This window comes from Streptomyces fragilis (genome assembly GCF_003112515.1).
GTDB lineage: Bacteria > Actinomycetota > Actinomycetes > Streptomycetales > Streptomycetaceae > Streptomyces > Streptomyces fragilis.
On the sequence record NZ_BEVZ01000003.1, the window covers coordinates 110435 to 130043 of the forward strand.

General features: G+C 74.8%; 20 protein-coding genes. 12 read left to right on the top strand and 8 right to left on the bottom strand.

What is annotated here, in order from left to right; genetic code table 11:
• The first annotated feature begins 113 nt into the window (after positions 1-113).
• The 3 genes from Sfr03f_RS11110 to Sfr03f_RS11120 all read left to right on the top strand — a co-directional run bounded on the left by Sfr03f_RS11110 (position 114) and on the right by Sfr03f_RS11120 (position 3520).
• Positions 114-1115: a GNAT family N-acetyltransferase gene (locus tag Sfr03f_RS11110; protein ID WP_108953681.1), complete on the top strand. Its 1002-nt coding sequence runs from the start codon at positions 114-116 to the stop codon at positions 1113-1115.
• Positions 1116-1531: 416 nt separating this feature from the next.
• Complete coding sequence (xynA, locus tag Sfr03f_RS11115) at positions 1532-2251, top strand: endo-1,4-beta-xylanase XynA (protein WP_108953682.1); 720 nt, start codon at positions 1532-1534, stop codon at positions 2249-2251.
• A 162-nt stretch (positions 2252-2413) separates the two neighbouring features.
• A complete protein-coding gene (locus Sfr03f_RS11120; protein ID WP_108954057.1) occupies positions 2414-3520 on the top strand; it encodes an endonuclease/exonuclease/phosphatase family protein in 1107 nt (368 codons plus the stop codon).
• 91 nt (positions 3521-3611) lie between these two features.
• Here Sfr03f_RS11120 and Sfr03f_RS11125 read toward each other — a convergent pair whose 3' ends face one another.
• From Sfr03f_RS11125 to Sfr03f_RS11140, 4 genes are all read right to left on the bottom strand, one after another.
• Positions 3612-4283, bottom strand: coding sequence for a DUF2278 family protein (locus tag Sfr03f_RS11125; RefSeq protein ID WP_108953683.1), 672 nt, complete (start codon positions 4281-4283; stop codon positions 3612-3614).
• A 276-nt stretch (positions 4284-4559) separates the two neighbouring features.
• Positions 4560-4775 carry a hypothetical protein gene (locus Sfr03f_RS11130; protein WP_108953684.1) on the bottom strand — a complete coding sequence of 72 codons (216 nt, stop codon included), beginning with the start codon at positions 4773-4775 and terminating at the stop codon, positions 4560-4562.
• Positions 4772-5038, bottom strand: coding sequence for a hypothetical protein (locus tag Sfr03f_RS11135; RefSeq protein ID WP_108953685.1), 267 nt, complete (start codon positions 5036-5038; stop codon positions 4772-4774). Before Sfr03f_RS11135 ends, Sfr03f_RS11130 begins: the two co-directional genes overlap by 4 nt.
• Positions 5039-5190: 152 nt before the next feature.
• The gene (locus Sfr03f_RS11140; protein ID WP_108954058.1) at positions 5191-5997 is read right to left on the bottom strand and encodes a class I SAM-dependent methyltransferase; all 807 of its coding nucleotides are present in this window, start codon (positions 5995-5997) and stop codon (positions 5191-5193) included.
• 220 nt (positions 5998-6217) lie between these two features.
• Here Sfr03f_RS11140 and Sfr03f_RS31680 point away from each other — a divergent pair, with 220 nt between their 5' ends.
• The 6 genes from Sfr03f_RS31680 to Sfr03f_RS11165 all read left to right on the top strand — a co-directional run bounded on the left by Sfr03f_RS31680 (position 6218) and on the right by Sfr03f_RS11165 (position 12645).
• Positions 6218-6292: a putative leader peptide gene (locus Sfr03f_RS31680; RefSeq protein ID WP_351115898.1), complete on the top strand. Its 75-nt coding sequence runs from the start codon at positions 6218-6220 to the stop codon at positions 6290-6292.
• An 873-nt stretch (positions 6293-7165) separates the two neighbouring features.
• A complete protein-coding gene (locus Sfr03f_RS11145) occupies positions 7166-8269 on the top strand; it encodes an ABC transporter substrate-binding protein (RefSeq protein WP_108953686.1) in 1104 nt (367 codons plus the stop codon).
• Positions 8266-9141: an ABC transporter permease gene (locus tag Sfr03f_RS11150; protein WP_108953687.1), complete on the top strand. Its 876-nt coding sequence runs from the start codon at positions 8266-8268 to the stop codon at positions 9139-9141. The genes Sfr03f_RS11145 and Sfr03f_RS11150 overlap by 4 nt, the downstream gene beginning before the upstream one ends.
• Complete coding sequence (locus Sfr03f_RS11155; protein ID WP_108953688.1) at positions 9117-9950, top strand: ABC transporter ATP-binding protein; 834 nt, start codon at positions 9117-9119, stop codon at positions 9948-9950. The genes Sfr03f_RS11150 and Sfr03f_RS11155 overlap by 25 nt, the downstream gene beginning before the upstream one ends.
• A complete protein-coding gene (locus tag Sfr03f_RS11160; RefSeq protein WP_108953689.1) occupies positions 9947-11404 on the top strand; it encodes an LLM class flavin-dependent oxidoreductase in 1458 nt (485 codons plus the stop codon). Before Sfr03f_RS11155 ends, Sfr03f_RS11160 begins: the two co-directional genes overlap by 4 nt.
• On the top strand, positions 11401-12645 hold the full coding sequence (locus Sfr03f_RS11165) for a vanadium-dependent haloperoxidase (protein WP_108953690.1): 1245 nt from the start codon (positions 11401-11403) through the stop codon (positions 12643-12645). The genes Sfr03f_RS11160 and Sfr03f_RS11165 overlap by 4 nt, the downstream gene beginning before the upstream one ends.
• 133 nt (positions 12646-12778) lie before the next feature.
• Here Sfr03f_RS11165 and Sfr03f_RS11170 read toward each other — a convergent pair whose 3' ends face one another.
• Positions 12779-14458 (bottom strand): M4 family metallopeptidase, encoded by a 1680-nt coding sequence (locus Sfr03f_RS11170; protein ID WP_108953691.1) that lies wholly within the window; start codon positions 14456-14458, stop codon positions 12779-12781.
• A 303-nt stretch (positions 14459-14761) separates the two neighbouring features.
• Between Sfr03f_RS11170 and Sfr03f_RS11175 the strand changes: the two genes are divergently transcribed.
• Together Sfr03f_RS11175 and Sfr03f_RS11180 are read left to right on the top strand one after the other, a co-directional pair.
• On the top strand, positions 14762-16030 hold the full coding sequence (locus Sfr03f_RS11175) for a sensor histidine kinase (protein ID WP_108953692.1): 1269 nt from the start codon (positions 14762-14764) through the stop codon (positions 16028-16030).
• Positions 15994-16644, top strand: coding sequence for a LuxR C-terminal-related transcriptional regulator (locus Sfr03f_RS11180; RefSeq protein WP_108953693.1), 651 nt, complete (start codon positions 15994-15996; stop codon positions 16642-16644). The genes Sfr03f_RS11175 and Sfr03f_RS11180 overlap by 37 nt, the downstream gene beginning before the upstream one ends.
• Positions 16645-16714: 70 nt before the next feature.
• Here Sfr03f_RS11180 and Sfr03f_RS11185 read toward each other — a convergent pair whose 3' ends face one another.
• Positions 16715-17068 carry a MazG-like family protein gene (locus Sfr03f_RS11185; protein ID WP_108953694.1) on the bottom strand — a complete coding sequence of 118 codons (354 nt, stop codon included), beginning with the start codon at positions 17066-17068 and terminating at the stop codon, positions 16715-16717.
• A gap of 4 nt (positions 17069-17072) precedes the next feature.
• Entirely contained in the window at positions 17073-17717 is a 645-nt protein-coding gene (locus Sfr03f_RS11190; RefSeq protein ID WP_108954059.1) for a PhzF family phenazine biosynthesis protein, read from the bottom strand.
• A 91-nt stretch (positions 17718-17808) separates the two neighbouring features.
• Between Sfr03f_RS11190 and Sfr03f_RS11195 the strand changes: the two genes are divergently transcribed.
• Positions 17809-18768 carry an SCO2278 family lipoprotein gene (locus Sfr03f_RS11195; RefSeq protein ID WP_245967521.1) on the top strand — a complete coding sequence of 320 codons (960 nt, stop codon included), beginning with the start codon at positions 17809-17811 and terminating at the stop codon, positions 18766-18768.
• Positions 18769-18832: 64 nt separating this feature from the next.
• Here Sfr03f_RS11195 and Sfr03f_RS11200 read toward each other — a convergent pair whose 3' ends face one another.
• A complete protein-coding gene (locus Sfr03f_RS11200; protein ID WP_108953695.1) occupies positions 18833-19561 on the bottom strand; it encodes a bifunctional DNA primase/polymerase in 729 nt (242 codons plus the stop codon).
• Positions 19562-19609: the final 48 nt, after the last annotated feature.

The following is a 19609-nucleotide window of genomic DNA, read 5'->3' on the forward strand; positions in this document are numbered from 1 at the left end:
CGCCCGCCTGCCCGCCTGCCCGCCTGCCGCGGCCACCCGGCTGCGGCAGGGCCTGCGCAGGCCCGCGGGAAACCCGGGTGACGCCGTGATCGGGACCCTCTACCGTCGCTCCAATGTCCTCAGCCTTCGCGCACCTCACCGCCCGTCCGATCGCCCCGACGGACGCCGCGGGCCTGTCCGCACTGCTCAACGCCATCGAGGCCGTCGACGTGTTCGGCGAGTACTACTCCGAGGAGGACGCCGCCGAGCAGATCAACGCCCCGCTCCTCGACCTCGGGCGCGGCACGGTGGGCCTCTTCGACGGCGACCTGATGGTCGGTTACTCCTCCGCGGCGCACCAGCCGCGTGCCGAGGGCGTGCACCGGGTGACGCTGAGCGGCGGCGTCCATCCGGATCACCGGCGCCGAGGACTCGGCACCGGGCTGCTCGCCGCCGGGATCGCGTGCGCCAGGACGCTGCACGCGCTCCACCACCCCGCTCTGCCGCTGGCCGTCGCCGTCCGGAACAACGCGCGCAACGCCGGCGCCCTCGCCTGCTACCGGGCCGCGGGCATGACGCTCTCCGGCTCCTCCTCGCACCTGCGGCGCCCGCTCGACGCCGGCGTCGCCGACGTCCCGGTCCCCGAGGGCCACACCGTGGAGGCCTACGCGGCGGGCAACGACGCGGACTTCCACCTGACCAGCGACGAGGCCTTCCTGGAGAGCCGGGGCGGGGTCCCGATGCCGCCGGAGCGCTGGCGCGAACTGCTCGGCTGGCAGGCCTTCCGCCCGGACCTCAGCTTCCTTCTGCGCGAGGACGGCAGCGGCGCCGCCGCCGGCATGGTGCTGGTCTTCTCCTGGGACGCGGACACCGAGGCGACCGGTGTGCGCGACGCCCAGATCCTGCGGATCGGCACCCGCCCCGGCCACCGCGGCCGCGGCGTCGCCTCCGCGCTGCTCGGCCACGCGCTGCGCGCCGCACAGGACGCCGGCTTCGACCGGGTCAGCCTCGACGTGGACGCCGAGGAACTGCCCCGGGCGCACGGTCTGTTCGAGCGCGCCGGCTTCACCGTCGCCCGCACCGAGGTCGTGCACACCCTCGAGTTCACGGGCCGGGCACAGCACCCGACCGGCTGAACGCCGCGTCACGCAGCGGCAGGGCCGCGCGGTGCGGAGCGCCATGAACGTCTTCGAAAGTTTCGAGGCCGTCGCCCTGTCCTGCGTGTCGGATGCTCGCGATTCCGCCCCGCCTCTCCCGTTGCCCCACGCCATCAGCAGTGTGAGCAGTGCTCAACGGCCCGTCAAGTAACGCGCGGGATACGGAATTGTTTCCGAAAGAACGTCGAAAGTGTTGACAGGTTCATGGGGTGCTGCGGAAAACTGCGGCCACGTCGAACGACAGGGAACCGGCATCCCGTCACGCAACGTGACGGACGCCGGGTCGGTACCGCACGGACACGGGTGACCCCCGTCCGTGTCCGTGTTCCATGCAAGGCCGCCGGGCGGCAGATACCGCCCGGACCCCCCGCCAGCCTTCATCGGAAGGAAGAAGCATGCAGCAGGACGGCACGCAGCAGGACCAGCTCCCGTACAACCCGGCCCCCTTCGGCCTGAGCCGCCGTGGCTTCCTCGGCGGCGCCGGCGCCGCCGCGCTCGCCACCGCGTCCGGGCTGGTGCTGCCCGGCACCGCCCACGCCGCCACCACCATCACCACCAGCCGGACCGGTACGGACGGCATGTACTACTCGTTCTGGACCGACGGCGGCGGCTCGGTGTCCATGACGCTCAACGGCGGCGGCAGCTACAGCACCCAGTGGACCAACTGCGGCAACTTCGTCGCCGGCAAGGGCTGGAGCACCGGCGGACGCCGGACGGTCCGCTACAGCGGCTACTTCAACCCGTCGGGCAACGGCTACGGCTGTCTCTACGGCTGGACCTCGAACCCGCTGGTCGAGTACTACATCGTCGACAACTGGGGCAGCTACCGGCCCACCGGCACCCACAAGGGCACCGTCTACAGCGACGGCGCCACGTACGACATCTACCAGACGACCCGGTACAACGCCCCCTCCGTGGAGGGCACCAAGACCTTCCAGCAGTACTGGAGCGTCCGTCAGCAGAAGCTGATCGGCAACGGCACCATCACCACCGGCAACCACTTCGACGCCTGGGCCCGGGCGGGCATGCCCATGGGCCAGTTCAAGTACTACATGATCATGGCGACCGAGGGCTACCAGAGCAGCGGCAGCTCGAGCATCACGGTCAGCGGCTGACGTCCGCCGGCGCGCCACCGGCCGCGGGTCCCGTCCCGGTGACGGGGCCCGCGGCCGCCGTCGTGCGGCCGTCCACCGCTTACGCGGCGGTGACACCGGGCCTGCTTGACTGGGGACGGCGTGGACCGCGCCACCAGCACGAGCACGCGTGACGGACGGACGATGACACAGGTGAGGACGGCGGACCCGGCGGCGGCCGGGGCCGGACGGGACGGCTCCGGCGCCGCGGACGCCGACGGCGCCGCAGCGGGCGCCCGCGGCCCTCGCGCGGTGCTGCGCAGGACGCTCCGCGCCGCCTCCCGGCCGCGGACGTGGCGGCGCGGGCCGGTGCTCGCGGCCCTGGCGCTGCTGCTGGGCCTTGTCCTGTCGCTGCACCCGTGGATCACCGACGCCGGCGGCCTCGGCAGCCTGGTGGAGACCTTCCTCCCGTGGTGCGGCCTGCTCGTGCCGGTGCTGCTGCTCCTGGCGCTCCGGCGGCGCTCCCCCTCCGCCCTTCTCGCCCTGCTGCTGCCGGTCACGGCGTGGCTGGGCCAGTTCGGCGGGCTGCTGCCCGACAAGGCACAGGCAGGTGGCGACCTCACCGTCGTCCAGCACAACGTGGGCGAGGCCAACCCCGACCCGGCCGGCACCGCACGCGAGCTGGCCGGCTCCGGCGCGGACGTGCTGGCACTGGTGGAGCTGGCCGCGAAGGCCAGGGGCACCTACGAGAAGGAGCTGGCGCGGGCCTATCCGTACCACTCCGTGCGGGGGACGGTCGGGGTGTGGAGCCGGCTGCCCCTGTCGGACACCCGGGCCGTCGACATCGCGATGGACGCCGGGCCGCTGGGCGACAGGAAGCCCGCCGCCGAGAAGCTGGCCTACAACCGCGCCCTGCGCACCACGGTGGCCACCGACCGGGGGCCGCTGACGGTCTACGTCGCCCACCTGGGGTCCGTGCGCCTGATGCCGCGCGGCGGATTCCGGACGGACAGCCGGGACCGCAACGCCCGGGCGCTCGCCGAGGCACTCGCCGCCGAGAAGGGCGAGCGGCTGGTGCTGCTCGGCGACCTGAACGGCACCGTCGACGACCGTGCGCTCGAGGGCGTCACCTCCGGCCTGACGTCGGCGCAGGAGGAGGCGGGGGACGGCTTCGGCTTCACCTGGCCGGCGGCGTTCCCGGTGGCGCGGATCGACCAGGTGCTGGTGCGGGGCGTGCGGCCGGTGGGCTCCTGGGTGCTGCCGGCCACCGGCAGCGACCACCTGCCGGTCGCCGCCCGCCTCGACTGGTGACCGCCGCGCGCCTCGGCCGGTGACCGCCGCCCGCCTCGGCCGGTGACCGCGGCGGACCGGTCGTGCGGGGTGCGCGCGCCCGCGGGCGGCCTCAGTCGACCGGGTGGCCGGCGTCGTCGGTGTGGTCGGACTGGCTGGAGAACTTGCTCAGGAAGACGTCGAGGTCGCCGTCCGGCCGCAGCGTGAGGACGGCTCCGTCCTGCCAGGCGCCGTTCTCCGCCCACCACTGGGAACCCGCCGGGTCGCCCTGGTTCTGGTGGATGTTGTGCATGCCCAGGTCGCCCTCGGGATCGTCGTCGAAGGGCTCGCCGAAGAGCAGGACCTCACGGCCCGGCGCCAGGACCGACTCCAGGGCCTCGGCCGCGTCGGTGGCGGAGCCCGCCTGCCACGGGTGGGAGCCGACGAGGTCGAGGAGGTCCTCCAGCCAGGACGGCGGGCGGCGCAGGAACAGGATGCCGGAGCGGTCCGCCAGCGCCGGGTGGCGCACGAGGTCCAGGGCGCCGGAGCCCGGGGTGCGGGCCAGTTCGTGGTAGCCGGGCGGCAGCACCCGGACGGGGCCGAGGGCCTCGGGGGGAACGGTGAAGGTCTTCCACCGCACGCCCACGGCCGAGGCGTGACTGTCGACGTCGACGGCGCAGTGGTGACGCCCGGCCGGGGCGTCCACCTCAAGGTTCACGTGGAACCAGCGGCCCTGGTGGTCGGGACGGTCGCGGTGATGGCCGTGCAGGGTGCCGCGGAGCACGCCGTAGTGGACGAATGGCATGCGGCCAGTCAAGCAGCCGGCCGGGCGTCCGGCCGGGACCGTCCGTCGTTCGGAGCACCGCCCGGAGTTCTGCACGAACAAGCAACGTGTCTTGCTCCTGCGGTAGTTGTTCTCACGACGCTACCCTTGCGGTCACCCGGACGGGCGGCCTGGTCGGGCCGGGGTGGCCGCTGGCCGCCGGGCAGGCGCACTGGGCCTCCCGGCCCGGGACGCGGTCAGCACGCAGGTGACCGGGTGGCGGGTGCCGAGGGTGCCGGGCGGCCGGCCGTTGTCCGGTCAGCTTCCTTCCGGGGGAGAGGCGGACGGGGCGCCGGGGTCGTCCGCGGCGCCGGGGGAGTCCTGGTCCTCGAGGGCCCGCTCCCCGCCGGGCACCGCGGGGTGCGTCCCGCCGGGCAGGGGCGTGGCGGGGGCCGTGCCGGGCACCGCCGGCCCGCCACCGTCGCGCGTCGCGGCCGGGTCCCGGCCCGCGGGCTGCTGGACGACGACGATCACCGTCGGGGGGTCGAGCCGCTCGCTGCGCCACCGGTCGACCACCCGCTGGGTGGCGATCTGCAGGGCGCTGCGCTGCCCACGAAGCCGCCGATCACCGCCTCCAGGATCACCGAGGAGACGCCCTCGTCGAGGGAGCCCGGAGGCAGGGCGGCCTGCTCCTGCCGCCAAGGGAGACCGGTCTCCGCGGTGAGCTCCTCCAGCAGCTTCGCCGGCTCGTCCAGCCCGACCGTCCCCTCGACTCTCACCGCGATCGTCCCCGTCATCTCCCCGCCTCCACACCGCAGTTGGGCCCGCAGCATTCACTCTGCCAGGGGCCGGCCGGGTGCCGCGAGGGAGCGTGACACGGTGGGGGCGTCCTGTTGCACCGCGGCCCGCGCCACCCGGACGGTCGTGCGGCGCGGGCAGGGGAGGGCGGTCAGGCCGAGCCGGAGGCCAGCAGCGCCACGTGCGGGAGGGTGAGGAGGCCGTCGTCGCCGAGGAACGGCAGCGTGAGGGCGTCGAACTCCTTGCGGACCGCGTCGATCACGTCCTGCGGCTGGGAGGCGATCAGCGCGCCGGTCGGCCCGACGCCGCCGGCCGTGCCCGACCACCACCGCTCCGGGTCCACCCGGTGGTCGAACCGCACCGTCTCGCAGACCACGCCGGTGAAACCCGCCCCGGCCAGCAGCGCGGCCACGCCCTCCTCGGTGCGCGGGAACTCCTCCTCCGGCGCGAGGGGCGGCAGCGCCGGGGGCAGCTCCAGGCCCGCCGCGACGACGGCCCGGTACGCCAGGCTCTGGCCGGCGCCCCGCTCGTCGCCCCACAGGGAGACGGCGACCCGCCCGCCGTCCGCGGTGACCCGGCGCAGCTCCGCCGCCGCGGTCCGCGGCCGGCCCACGTGGTTCAGTACGAAGTTGGCCAGGACGGCGTCGAACGTCCCGTCCACGAACGGCAGTTCCGGCAGCCAGGCCACCCGGACGTCGGCCTCCGGCACCGCCTCGGCGGCCCACTGGGTCATGTCCGGCTCGGCGTCGACGGCGCTGACGATCGCCCGGGCCCGGCACGCGGCCGCAGCCACCGCCCCGGTGCCCGTGCCGACGTCCAGCACGCGTGCGCCGGGTCCGACCTTCGCGGCCTCGATCAGCGCGGGGACGGTCCGCGCGCACAGACCGGCGAAGCTGCGCGCGTACGCCGCGGCGCGCCCGTCCCAGATGCGTCGCTCGGCTTCGTCGAATGCAGTCATGTTCATCGGGGCATGTTACGAACCCGCGGCGCGAAAAGGGCGTCTGACGGAGTGTCCGGCAGGTGAACCGGTGGCGCCGTGCTGACGCGCGCGCTCGCGCACGCGCCGCCCGGCGTGCTTGTCGCGCTTGTTGCCGGAACACGAAGGCCGCGTGGCGGTCGCGCTACGGGCGGCCAGGAGACCTTGAAGGGCTCCGATCGCCCTCCCTAGGGTCGGGGTCATGCGGAAACACCTGCGGCTCACCAAGAGGCGCGCCGTCGACCTGATGCGCGTCGCCACCGCCGTCTGTCGCTGAGCCCGAGGCCCCGTCGCCCGGCCCCTCGGCCGGCACGGCCCGGACGGCACCGGCTTGTCGGACCCGGACGGCACCAGTCTCCCGGCCCGGACGGCACGGTCCTCCGGCCCGGACGGCAACTGCCCGTCGGCTCGGTCGCGCCGGCCGGCCCTGGCCGACCCTGGCAGGTCCAGCCGACCCGGCAGGTTCGATCGACCTGGCCGACCTGGCCGGACCGGCCCACTCGGCCGGTCCGACCGATTCGGTAGACCCGGCTGGACGGGCTGGTCCGGCTGATCAGGCTCTGTCGACCTGGCCGCCCCGGCCGCACGGGCTGATCCGGCTGCTCCGGCTCTGCGTGCCTGGCTGCTCGGGTCGACCTGGCCGACCCGGCTGGTTCCGCTGGTCCGGCTCCGCCGACCTGGCCGCACGGGCTGGTCCACCTGCTCCGGCCCTGCGTGCCTGATTGGTCGGGTCGACCTCGCCGATCCGGTCTGCCGACCTGGCTGGTCAGTGCGACCTGGCCGGCCCGGCTGGTCCGGTCGGCCTGGCCGACCGGTCTCGCCGACCCGGCCGGTCCGGTCCGGTCCGGTCCACCCGGGCAGGCCGACGGTGCCGCCGAGCCGACCGGTCCGGCTGCACCGGCCGCCCCGCTGGTCGTGCCGGCCGGGCCGACCCGGCCGACGTCACCCGGTCGGCCGCCGCCCGGGCCCGTACCGCCGGGCACGGTCGGCCGCCGCCCGGGCCCGTACCGCCGGGCACGGTCGGCCGCCGCCCGGGCCCGTACCGCCGGGCCCGGGCCCACCCGGCGCCCCGCTCGTCCCGCTCACTCCGCTTCCCGGTCGCCCGCCGCCGTACCCGCGTGCGGGTGACCGCCTCCGCAAAGGCTGTCCGATGACTTTCCGTCCGCGTCTCCGTACCCGCATACCCCGCCCGTCGTCCGGCCGGCGCCGCCTCGCGCTGCCGGCCGCGGCCCTGGCCCTGCCGCTGCTGCTCGCCTCGTGCGCCCTGGACGCGCAGACCACCGCGAGCGGCAAGGACCTCGCCGACACGAAGATCCCGGCCGAGGTGTCCCCGGACACCGAGCTGATCGTCGGCAATCCCTCGCTCAAGGTCGCGCTGCAGCTGTCCGGACAGATCGACAAGCTGCCGTTCAAGGTCGAGTGGGCGAACATCAGCGGCGGTCCGCAGTGCTCGGAGGCGTTCCGGGCCGGCGCGCTCGACGTCTGCTCGGCGGCGGAGATCCCGTCCATCAACGCGCACTGGACCGGTCTCGACACCAAGCTGGTGGCCGCCGCGTTCCGCAAGGACCCCTACGCCAACCCGATCTACGAGCTGGGCATCGCGCCCGGCGCCGGGATCAAGAGCCTGGCCGACCTGCGCGGCAAGAAGATCGCCTACAGCCCCGGCCAGGCCCAGGGCGCACTGGTCCTGCGCATCCTCGACAAGGCCGGTCTCGGCCAGGACGACGTCGAGCTGGTGGAGCTGGCCAGCACCGGCGACGTCTACCCGACCGCGCTCGGCAACAAGCAGGTCGACGCCGCGCCGATCGCCGACGTCAACATCAAGCGCTACCTGAAGAACTACGGCGAGCAGGGGGCCACCACCCTCAAGCACGGCCTGCGCGACGACCCGGCGCACCTGTGGGTGCTCACCGACTCGGTCGCCGACCCCGAGAAGGCCGCCGCGATCCGGGAACTGGTGAAGTTCTGGGCCAAGGCGCAGGTCTGGATCGACCGGCACCCCGACGAGTGGGTCGAGGGCTGGTACGTCAAGGACCAGGGCCTCAGCAAGGAGGACGGCGAGTACCTGGTGAAGCGGTCGGGCCACCCGGTCATCCCGGCCGACTGGACGAAGGCGATCGAGCGCCAGCAGCAGACCGTCGACCTGCTCGCCAAGGAGCAGAAGCACGACAGGTTCGACGTGAAGATCCTCTTCGACCGGCGCTTCGAAAAGGTCGGCGCGCGGGCGGCGGCCGAGGCCGGGGGTGCGTCATGAGCGTCGACGTCCCCGCACGCAGCGCCGTGGCGAGTCCGCCGGCCCTGACGAAGGACCGGCCCCTGACGCGGCCGAGGCCGTCGCGGGCCACCGGCCGGCGCAGGCTCGGCCCCGGCCGCCCGGTCCGCTACGGCTGGGCCGTCGGCCCGGTGCTCCTGTTCGCCCTGTGGGCGGCGGGGTCCGCGGCCGGGCTGCTCGACCCGCGGGCACTGCCCGCGCCGTGGACGGTGGCCGCGACGGCAGGCGACCTGATCGCCGACGGGCGCCTCCAGAACCACCTGCTGACCTCGGCCCGACGCGCCCTGCTGGGGCTGCTGTTCGGCGTCGCCGCCGGTGTGCTGCTCGCCCTGGTGTCCGGCCTCAGCCGTGTCGGCGAGGCGCTGGTGGACGGCCCGGTGCAGATCAAGCGGGCCATCCCGTCCCTGGCGCTGATCCCGCTGCTGATCCTCTGGTTCGGCATCGGCGAGAGCATGAAGGTGATCACCATCGCGCTCGGCGTCTTCGTGCCCGTCTACATCCACACCCACAACGGCCTGCGCGCCATCGACAACCGCTACGTCGAGCTCGCCGAGACGGTCCGGCTCGGCCGCACCGCCTTCGTCCGCCAGGTCGTGCTGCCGGGCGCCCTGCCGGGATTCCTGCTCGGCATGCGCTTCGCGGTGACGGCGGCCTGGCTCGCGCTGGCCGTCGTCGAACAGGTCAACGCCACCAGCGGCATCGGCTACATGATGGAACTCGCCCGGACGTACGGACAGACCGACGTGATCCTCGTCGGCCTGGTCGTGTACGGCCTGCTCGGGCTGGTCTCCGACGGCCTGGTGCGGCTCGTCGAGAGGAGGACGCTGACATGGCGTCGCACCCTGGCCGGCTGAGCCCGGCCGTCGTCCGGATCGAGGACCTGGTCCGCTCCTTCGACGGACGCCGCGTCCTCGACGGACTGCGACTGACCATTCACGACGGCGAGTTCGTCGCCCTGCTGGGCCGCAGCGGCTCCGGCAAGAGCACCCTGCTGCGGGCGCTGGCGCGGCTCGACCACGACGTGCGGGGCGACGGCCTGCTGACCGCGCCCGACAACGTGTCGGTGGTCTTCCAGGACGCCCGCCTGCTGCCCTGGAAGCGGCTGCTGGAGAACGTCGTCCTCGGCCTCGACACCCCGGACGCGCAGGAACGCGGCCGGGCCGCCCTCGCCGAGGTGGGCCTCGCCGGGCGGGAGCGGGCCTGGCCCGTGGAACTCTCCGGCGGCGAGCAGCAGCGCGTCTCGCTGGCCCGCTCCCTGGTGCGCGAGCCGCGCCTGCTGCTGGCGGACGAGCCGTTCGGGGCGCTGGACGCCCTGACCCGCATCCGGATGCACGCCCTGCTGCGCACCCTGTGCGCCCGGCACCGGCCCGCCGTCCTGCTGGTCACCCACGACGTCGACGAGGCGATCGCGCTCGCCGACCGGGTGGTGGTGCTCGAGGAGGGCCGGATCGCCGCCGACCTGACGGTCGACCTGCCCGGTGCCCACCGGACCGGTGGCCCGGACCACGCCCGCCTGCGCGCCCGGCTCCTCGCCCACCTGGGGGTGGACCTCACCGGCCACGAGCCGGACGGCGGGTCCGGCGACGAGACGGCCGACGGCCCGCGCGGCGAGTACGAGCCCGCGCACGAACGCGTACGCGACACCGAGGAGATCCCCGCATGAGCGCCCCGCGGCGGCAGCTGCACCTCAACCTGTTCGTCTACCCGGGCGGCCACCACGAGGCCGCCTGGCGGTACCACGGCTCCGACCCCGCCCGGCTGCTGGACATCGGCTTCTACCAGGACCTGGCCCGCCGGGCCGAGGCGGCCACGTTCGACGCGGTGTTCTTCGCCGACGGCCCGTCCCTGCCGGACAACGTCCGCTACGCCAGCCGCTTCCGGCTGGAGCCGTTCACCTGGCTGTCCGCGATCGCGGCCGCCACCGAGCGGATCGGGCTGATCGCCACCGCCTCCACCACCTACAGCGAGCCCTACAACCTCGCCCGGCTGTTCGCCTCGCTTGACCACCTCAGCCGCGGGCGGGCCGGCTGGAACATCGTCACCACCGGGGCGCCCGACGCGGCCGCCAACTTCGGCCTGGACGCGCACCCCGTGCACGCCGAACGCTACGACCGCGCACGGGAGTTCGTGGACGTCGTCGGAAAACTGTGGGACAGCTGGGAGGACGAGGCACTGGTCGCCGACCCGGCCACCGGCGTCTTCGCGGACACCGACCGGGTGCACCGCGTCGACCACCGGGGCCGTCACCTCGCGGTGCGCGGGCCGCTGAACACCCCGCGCACCCCGCAGGGACGCCCGGTGTACGTGCAGGCCGGCTCCTCCGAGGACGGCCGGGCCTTCGCCGCCCGGTACGCGGAGGCCGTGTTCACCGCGCACCAGACCCTGGCGAGCGCCCAGGAGTACTACGCCGACGTCAAGGCCCGGGCCGCCGCGCTCGGCCGGGACCCGGAGCGGCTGCTGGTGCTGCCCGGCGTCAGCCCGTTCATCGGCTCCACCGAGGCGGAGGCGCGGGCGCTGCAGGAGGAGTTCAACGAGCTCACCCAGCCCGGCTACTCGCTGGACCTGCTGCGCAGGCTGCTGGGCCTGGAGCTGAGCGAGGAGGAACTCGACGGGCCGGTGCCGCGCCACCTGATCGAGACCGGCGGGGAACGCGGCAACGGCAGCCGCTTCCAGCTGGTGCTCGACATCGTCGAGCGGGAGCGGCCCACCGTCCGGCAGCTGCTGCACCGCCTCGCCGGAGCACGCGGCCACCGGGTCGTCGCCGGCACGCCGGAGCAGATCGCCGACACCCTCCAGCTCTGGTTCGAGCAGGGCGCCGCGGACGGCTTCAACGTGATGCCGCCCCACCTGCCCGGCGGGTTCGACGTCTTCGCCGACGAGGTCGTGCCGCTGCTGCGGCGCCGCGGCCTTTTCCGCGAGGCCTACCAGGGCACCACCCTGCGCGACCACTACGGGCTGACGCGCCCGGAGAGCGTCTACGCCACCAGGACCGCCGAGGCCCACGGAACCGCCGGGGCCGCCGCGGCCCCCACCGCCGCCGATCCCACCCCCACCCCCGTCCCCGTCCCCACACCCGCCGAGGTCCCCGCCCGGCAGAAGGAGCACGTCCCCTCATGAGCACCCGCAGATCCCGCACCGCCCTGGCCGTCCTGGCCGCGGCCGTCCTGACCGGCGGCCTCGCCGCCCCGCAGGCCGCGGCGGAGCACCGGAGCGCCGACTCCACCGCCGTCGAGTGGTTCGACGTCACCGCCCGGGCGGTGGCCGCCGCCCCCGCCGCCACCCAGGTCACCAACAGCCGGACCTGGGCGATCGGCTGGCTGGCCGCCGCCCGCGCCACCCGGGCCGTCCCGGCCGGCGTGGACCGGACGGAGTACCAGCGGGCCGCCCTCGCCTCGGCCGTGCACCGGGCGCTGACCGAGCTGGCGCCCACCCAGGCCGCGCAGGTCGACGAGGCGTACGCCGCCACCCTGGAGGCGATACCCGACGGCCGGTCCGAGGACCGCGGCGTCGCGGCCGGCGAACGGCAGGCCTCGCTGCTGCTCGCCGAGCGGGCGGCGGACGGCCTGGACCCCGCCTCGGTCAACGCGCCGTACCCGGTGCCGGCCGCGGCGCCCGGCGTGTGGCAGCCGACACCGCCCGCCTACGCCCCGGCCACCCAGTACGGCAACCGGGTCGCGAAGCCGTTCGCGCTGCGCTCGCAGAGCCAGTTCCGGCTGCCGCCCCCGCCCGCCCTGGACTCCGCGCGCTACGCCGCGGACCTGGCCGAGGTGCGCGCCTACGGGGCGGCCGACAGCACCGTGCGCACGGCGGGGCAGACGGAGACCGCGCAGTTCTGGTTCGGCTCGTCGTTCACCCTGTACACCGAGCCGCTGCGGGTGGCGCTCACCCGCTCCTCGCAGGGCCTGGCGGGCCAGGCGCGGCTGGTGGCCCTGTTCCACGTCGCCTCGGTGGACACCCAGATCGCCACCTCGGACAGCAAGTACGCCCACACCCGCTGGCGTCCGGTGACGGCGATCCGCACCGGCGCGATCGCCCCCGACCCGGCCTGGTCGCCCCTGCACGCCACGCCGGCCCACCCCGACTACCCGAGCGGGCACGGCACCTACTCCGGATCGGCGGAAGGGGTGCTGACCGCGCTGAGCGGGGCGCGCACCGCGCCGTTCGAGCTGACCAGCCCCACCGCGCCGGGCGTGACCCGGACGTACACCAGCTGGCAGCGGCTGTCGGCGGAGAACGTCGACGCCCGCGTCTGGTCGGGGATCCACACGCGGTCCGCGGACGAGGCGGGGATCGCCCTCGGCAAGTCCGTGGCGCGATACGTGCTCCAGCGGCAGGGAGAGCTGCTGGCGGCACGCTGACGGACCTCCTGATCGGGGTCCGGCACGCCGGCTCCCCGCGCCGCCCGGCGGCGCGGGGAGCCGGTGCGGGCGGTGGCCCCCCGCACGCCGTGGCCGCCCGCGGGCAGTGGTCACCCGCGGGCCGTGCGGGTCGTCAGCGCACGTTGACGGCGGTCCAGGCGGCGGCGACCGCGTTCTGCTCGGCCGAGCCAGCGCCGTAGAGGTCGCCGGCCGCCGCGAGGGTGGCGGCGCGGGCGCCCGCGTAGGTGGTGGACGAGGTCATGTGGACCGTCAGCGCCCGGTACCAGATGGCCCCGAGCTTGCCCCGGCCGATGCCCGTGAGGGTGGAGCCGTCGCAGGTGGTGCCGGAGTGCTCCAGGCCGCCGATGGTCCGCGTGCCGGTGCCCTCGGCGAGCAGGTAGGCGAAGTGGTTGGCGACGCCCGACGAGTAGTGCACGTCCAGGTTCTTGGTCGTGGACGACCAGCAGGCGGCGGAGGAGCCGTCACGGTCCGGCCGGTCCATGAACCGCAGGGCGGCGTCGCCGAAGCCGGGCTTCACTATCTTCTCGCCGACGTAGTAGTCGCCCGGATCGCTCGCGTTGCCGGCGTGGAACTCGACCAGCGAGCCGAAGATGTCGGAGGTGGCCTCGTTGAGGCCGCCGGACTCGCCGGAGTAGGTGAGGTCCGCGGTCGCCGAGGTCACGCCGTGGCTCATCTCGTGGCCGGCCACGTCCAGCGAGACCAGCGGGCCGAAGGTGGTGCCGTCACCGTCGCCGTACGTCATGCAGAAGCAACTGTCGTCCCAGAAGGCGTTGTTGTAGTTGCTGCCGTAGTGCACGCGGTTGTACGAGCCCTTGCCGTCGCCCGCGATGCCGAGCCGGCCGTGGACGTCCTTGAAGTAGTCCCAGGTGACGTCCGTGCCGTACTGGGCGTCCACGGCGGCGGAGGCGCGGTCGGAGGTGGCGCCGGTGCCCCAGGCGTTGTCGGCGTCGGTGAAGACCGTGGAGGGGGCGCGGCGCAGGCACAGGGTCAGGATGCACAGGTCGGTCTTGTTGGCCGCGTCGCCGGTGTAGGTGTTGCCGCGGGTCGGGTCCTTCAGGGAGTACGAGGTCCCGCTGCCGGTGGTCTCCAGCGGCACGGCGCCCGAGTAGAGGGAGCGGCCGGTGCCGGTGGCGGCGTGCACGGAGTCCCAGGAGTCCAGCTGCCTGCCGGTGCGGGCGTCGACCAGCACCTCACGGCCGACCGGGTTGCCCCGCGCGTCCTTCGCCGTCACCTCGGTGTGCCAGGCCAGGCGAGGGGTGCGGCCGTTCAGGGCGTCGACCACCAGGCGGGAGTCGGCCTCGGGCGCGACGACGGTCCGCTCCGTGGACCGCAGGAGGTCCTCGGCGACGTCCGAGGCCCTGGACTCGGACACGGCCGGGGTGAGGGCGGGCACCGACACCTCCGCGCGGCTCGCCCGGTCGGCGCCCTCGAACGCGCCCTCCGGCGAGAGGTGGACGACGAAGTCGCCGCCGAGAACCGGCAGATCGGCGTAGGTGCGGTCGAAGCGGACGTGCTCGGAGCCGTCCGCGTCGACGATCACGTCCTTGACGACGAGTTCCTGCCGCGCGCCGATGCCGAGGCTCTCGGCCCGGGCGGCGACGGCCTTCTCCGCGCGGGCGACGGCGGCGGCCTCACGGTCGGGGGAGGCCTGCGGCGCGGCGGGCGCCGCGGAGGCCGTGACGGGCAGGGCGGTGGCCAGCAGCAGCGCGGCGGCGGCCGCGGCGGTGGCGGTCAGGCGGGATCCGGTCCCTCTCGCGCGGGGGCGCGAGATCCGGGTGCGGTTAGTGTCCATGACAAGCATGGTTGTCCCGCCCGGGAGCGGAGGAGACCCGTCCGGCTGGGGAGATCCGGTGTGCGACGTGCGGGACGGCGCACCGCGGCGGCGATGTGACGCCAGTTGCGACGACCCGGTCCCGGCGGTGCCCGTGCGGGGCGGGAGGCGGGGGCGGCAGGGGCGCGTGGAGGACGATGGTGTACCTGGCACCACCCCGGGTGGGGTGATGCGCCCCGTGCCGCCGGCGCCCGCCGGCCGTAGCGTCAGGGACGGCGGCGATCCACCCGCCGAACCACCACCGGACGACGGGGAGTTGGAAGCATGTCCGCCAAGAAGGCTCTGCTGGCCGCCGTGCGCGGTTTCGCCCTGGGAACGTTCTCCCTCATCGGCTCCTCCCTCCTGCTGGTCCTCACCCTGCTGGCCGCCGCCCTGGTCCCCCTCGGCGTCGGCACCCTGCTGATGCCGCCCCTGCTGGGCCTCGTCCGGCGGTTCGCCGACCTGCGGAGGCTGGCGGCGGCCCGCTGGTACGGCATCACCATCCCGCTCGCCGAGTACGACCCCGGCCCCGCCGGGCTGCCCGCCGTCGGGCCGGCCCGGACCCTGCGCCTGATGGCGGACCCCGCGGTCCACCGCGACCTGCGCTGGCTCCCGGTGGACATGACCGCCGGTTTCCTCCTCGCGATGCTGCCCGTGGCACTGCTGAGCAACGCGGTGCAGGGCATCGCCCTGCCGCTCGGGCACTGGCGGGTCGTCGCGGACGGCGCGGACTACTGGTACCTGTTCCTCCCGGTCGGCGGACAGGCCGACGCGATCGGCGCCGGACTCCTCGGACTGGTCGTGCTGTACCTGGCGTTCCGCTACAACGACCGCCTGCTCGCCGCCCACTTCACGCTCACCCGGGCCGTGCTGGCACCCGACCGGGCCACCTTGGAGCGCCGGGTGGCGGAACTCGCCCGCACCCGGCACGACGCCGTGGGCGCCTCCGCCGCCGAACTGCGCCGCATCGAGCGCGACCTGCACGACGGGGCGCAGGCCCGCCTGGTCGCCATGGGGATGAGCCTGGGCACCATCGAGACCCTGCTCGACAAGGACCCCGCGCAGGCGAGGAAGTTGCTCGCACAGGCACGCGCCGAGTCCGCCGAGGCGCTCGCCGAGCTGCGCGACCTGGTGCGCGGCATCCACCCGCCGGTGCTGGCGGAGCGCGGTCTCGGCGACGCGGCGCGGGCGCTCGCGCTCCGCACGCCGCTGCCGGTGGAGGCCCACGTCGACCTCCCCGGCCGCCCGGAGGCCGCCGTGGAGTCGGCCGTCTACTTCGCGCTCAGCGAGATGCTGACCAACGTCGTCAAGCACGCCCGCGCCACCCGGATCTGGCTGGAACTGGGCCACCGGGACGGCATGCTGCGCCTGACCGTCACCGACGACGGGCACGGCGGCGCCGACCCGGCGGCCGGCACCGGGCTGGCGGGCGTGGAGCGGAGGCTGGGAGCATTCGACGGCGTCCTGGCCGTCAGCAGCCCGACCGGCGGCCCCACCGTGGTGACCCTGGAGATTCCGTGCGCGTTGTCCTCGCCGAAGACCTCTTCCTGCTGAGGGACGGCCTCGTCCGGCTGCTGGAGGCGCACGGCTTCGAGATCGCCGCCGCCGTCGACAACGGCCCCGGACTGGACCGCGCCCTCGAGGAACTGGAGCCGGACGTCGCCGTCGTCGACGTCCGGCTCCCGCCCTCCTTCACCGACGAGGGGCTGCAGTGCGCCCTGCGGGCCCGGCGCCGCCGCCCCGGCCTGCCGGTGCTGGTGCTCTCCCAGCACGTCGAGCAGCTCTACGCCCGCGAACTGCTCGCCGACGGCAGCGGCGGCGTCGGCTACCTGCTGAAGGACCGGGTGATGGACGCCGGGCAGTTCACCGAGGCCGTCCGCCGGGTCGCGGCCGGCGGCACCGCCATGGACCCCCAGGTCATCTCCCAGCTGCTGCAGCGCAGTTCGGGCGACGACCGGCCCGTCTCACGGCTCACCCCGCGCGAGCGGGAGGTGCTGGAGCTGATGGCGCAGGGCCGTTCCAACGCCGCCATCGCGGGCCGGCTGTCGGTCACCGAACGGGCCGTCGCCAAGCACACCGCCAACATCTTCGCCAAGCTCGGCCTGGAGGTGTCCGACGACGACAACCGCCGGGTCCTGGCCGTCCTCGCCCACCTCGACGCCGCCTGAGCCGGCCGGCCGGGCGCCCGCTCCGGCCCGCTCGTCCGGCCGGTCGCGAGGAGGGGGCCGCCGGGGACGGTCAGGCGCCGTCCTGCGGGCGGGCCTTCCCCGCCTCGGCCGCCCGGGACCGTCGGCGGACGCCCTCCACATGGGCCGTGAACACCCCGGCCGCGTCCGGGGTGAGCATCCGCAGCGCGACCAGCGCGCTGAGCGCCACGTCGCACAGCTCGGCCTGCACGTCGTCCCAGTCGTGGGTGACGCCCTTGCGCGGGTTGTGGCCCAGCGTGCCGATCACGGCCTGCGCCGTCTCACCGATCTCCTCGGACAGCTTCAGCACCGCCAGCAGCAGTTCCTGCTCGCGGGGCCGCGTGCCGTTCCGGTCCACCCAGGCCCACAGGTCCTCGACCGAGTCCCACATCCGGTGTTCGCTCATGGGCTCAGCGTTCCAGAACGACGCGGCCGCCGATCTCCACCCAGCCGTTCGGCTGCGGCGCCGTCAGGATCTGCGAGCCGGCCCCCTGGCCGATGTTCAGGGCGCGGCCCAGCTGCTGGGTCAGGAGCAGCGCGGCCGCGCCGGTCGCCTCGTCCTCGTCGATGCCGTCGTCCCGGCCGGGGAAGGCGCGGGCCCGGACGCGGCCCGCGGCCTCGTCCTCCCACGCCCAGGCGTAGATCCACTCGCCCTTCTCCGGCACCTCGAGGGAGTCCACCTCCACGGCGGAGGCGTACTGGCGCAGGACGCGCGGCGGCGCCCACTCGGCGCGGGCCTCGATCCAGGTGAACTCGCCGTCCAGCCGGACCCCCACCTCGCCGGCGGCGGTGATCAGCTCGGGCAGGTCCAGCAGCCAGGCGGCGCCGACGCAGGGGTGGCCGGCGAACGGCAGCCGCAGCGCCGGGGTGTAGATGTCGATCACACCGCGCTCCGGGTCGTCGACGAACACCGTCTCGCTGCAGCCGAGTTCGGCGGCCATCGCCTGCCGTTCGGTCTCGCCGGGGATCTTGGAGCCGTCGCGGACCACGGCGAGTTCGTTGCCGTAGCCGCGCCCGGCGTCGCAGAAGACCCTGAGCACGTCGTAAGGAGTCACGTCGCGCATTCAAGCATCCCCCCGGTACCGCCCGCGCGGGCCGCCCGTCACGGGTAGGGTGCCGCTGCGTAAGCCGGAAGGAGAAGGCGAGTTGAAGAGCACGAGGGGGCGTCGCGTCCTGCCGGCCGTCCTGGCCGCGCTGTCCCTGGCCCTGAGCGGGTGCGTCGTGGTGCACGGGGAGCGGGAGGTCCTGCCGGCCGCCACCCCGAAGGAGGCCGCCGGCGCGCTGCGGACGTTCACCGACGCCTACAACGCCGCGGACGAGGCGTACGACCGGAGCCTCGACGAGGACCGGGTCACCGGCGCGTTCGGCGCCATAGACGGCGCGCGGCTGAAGGCGCGCCACGCCAACCACCCCGAGGGCAACGCGGCCCACGAGCCGCTGCGGCTGAGCGACGCGCGGTACACCATCCCCGCCAAGGCGGGCTGGCCGCGCTGGTTCCTCGCGGACGCCCGGGGCAACAAGGGCGGCGACGCCCGCTGGATGCTGGTGTTCGTCAAGGAGCACGCGAAGGAGCCCTGGCAGGCGGCCTACCTGACGCTCCTCGACCCCGACGACGTGCCGGACTTCCGCAAGGACGAGGACGGCCACGCGGTGCCCGCCGCGGCGGGCGACCAGCTGGCCCTCCCGCCGTCGAAGCTGAGCAAGGCGTACGCGGACTACCTCGGCGGCGGCGGCGACGCCTTCGCCCAGGGGCCGCACACGAGCGTGGTGCGCGAGCAGCGCAAGCGCAACGAGAAGCGGCCGGGGCTGGTGCGGCAGTTCAAGGACGAGGCGCTCACCAAGGGCGACTACGCGCCGCTGGGGCTGCGGACCGCCGACGGCGGGGCGCTGGTGTTCTTCGCGACCCGGCACTTCGAGCGGCTGACGGCCGCGCCGGGCACGGAGATACCGGTGCAGAACGCGGACGTGCGGGCGCTGATCACCGGCGAGGTCGGCCAGACGCTGACCATGGAGTACGTCTCGCAGCAGGCGGTGCGGGTGCCGCGCAAGGGGCAGGCCGTCTTCCTCAGCCGGGTCCCGGGGCTCACCGCGGCGCGCGGGGAGTAGCCGCCGCGCGTGCGGGAGCGGCAGGTCGCCCGCCCCGCCCCGCCTCCGGCCGCCGGGCGGGAGGTCAGCGCTGGAGGGGCCAGACCGCGCCGGTGGGCTCCTCGCCGACGTACTTCTCGCAGGCGTCGGTGAGGGTCTCGAGCAGCAGCAGCGGTTCCGGCAGGGCGTGCTCGGGGCCGCGCACCCACCGCACGGACCGGCCGTCGTCACCCGGCAGGCGGGCGGGCGGCACCAGGACGTACGAGCCGCGGCAGTGCCACCGCAGGCCGGGATGGTCCTCGTCGGTCTCGGGGTGCGAGTCCAGCTCGCAGGGCCACCACTCGTCCTCGTCCTCGGGCGTGCCGCGGGTCTCGGTGAAGAAGAGCATCCGCCCGTCGTCGCTCTCGGCGACCGGCCCGACGCCGACACCCTCGGCGAGCAGCCGCTCCAGCGCCGCGCGGCCCGCCTCCAGGGGCACGTCCAGCACGTCGTGGAGCATGCCGGTGGCGGTGATGAAGTTGGCCTCGGGGTTGCCGCGCGCCCAGCGCTCGACCTGCGCGGGATCCGTGGTGGACTGCGTCTGCCAGGCGAAGGAGACCGGGTGGCGGGCGGGGGTCGGACAGCCGACCCGTTCGCACGAACACCGGTAGCCGACCGGGTGCGCGGCGGGCGCGAGCGGCAGCCCCGCGGCCGCGGCGGCGAGGAGCAGGGCCTCACGGTCCTCGGACCCGACGGCCTCCTGCGGACGCCGTCCGCGCAGCCACCGGGAGATCCTGCTCTGCCGGCCGGGACGGCCGCCGAACGTCGCGCTCATCTATCCCCTCGCCTCACCGATGGTGCGGACAACATGCCCCATGGTCGC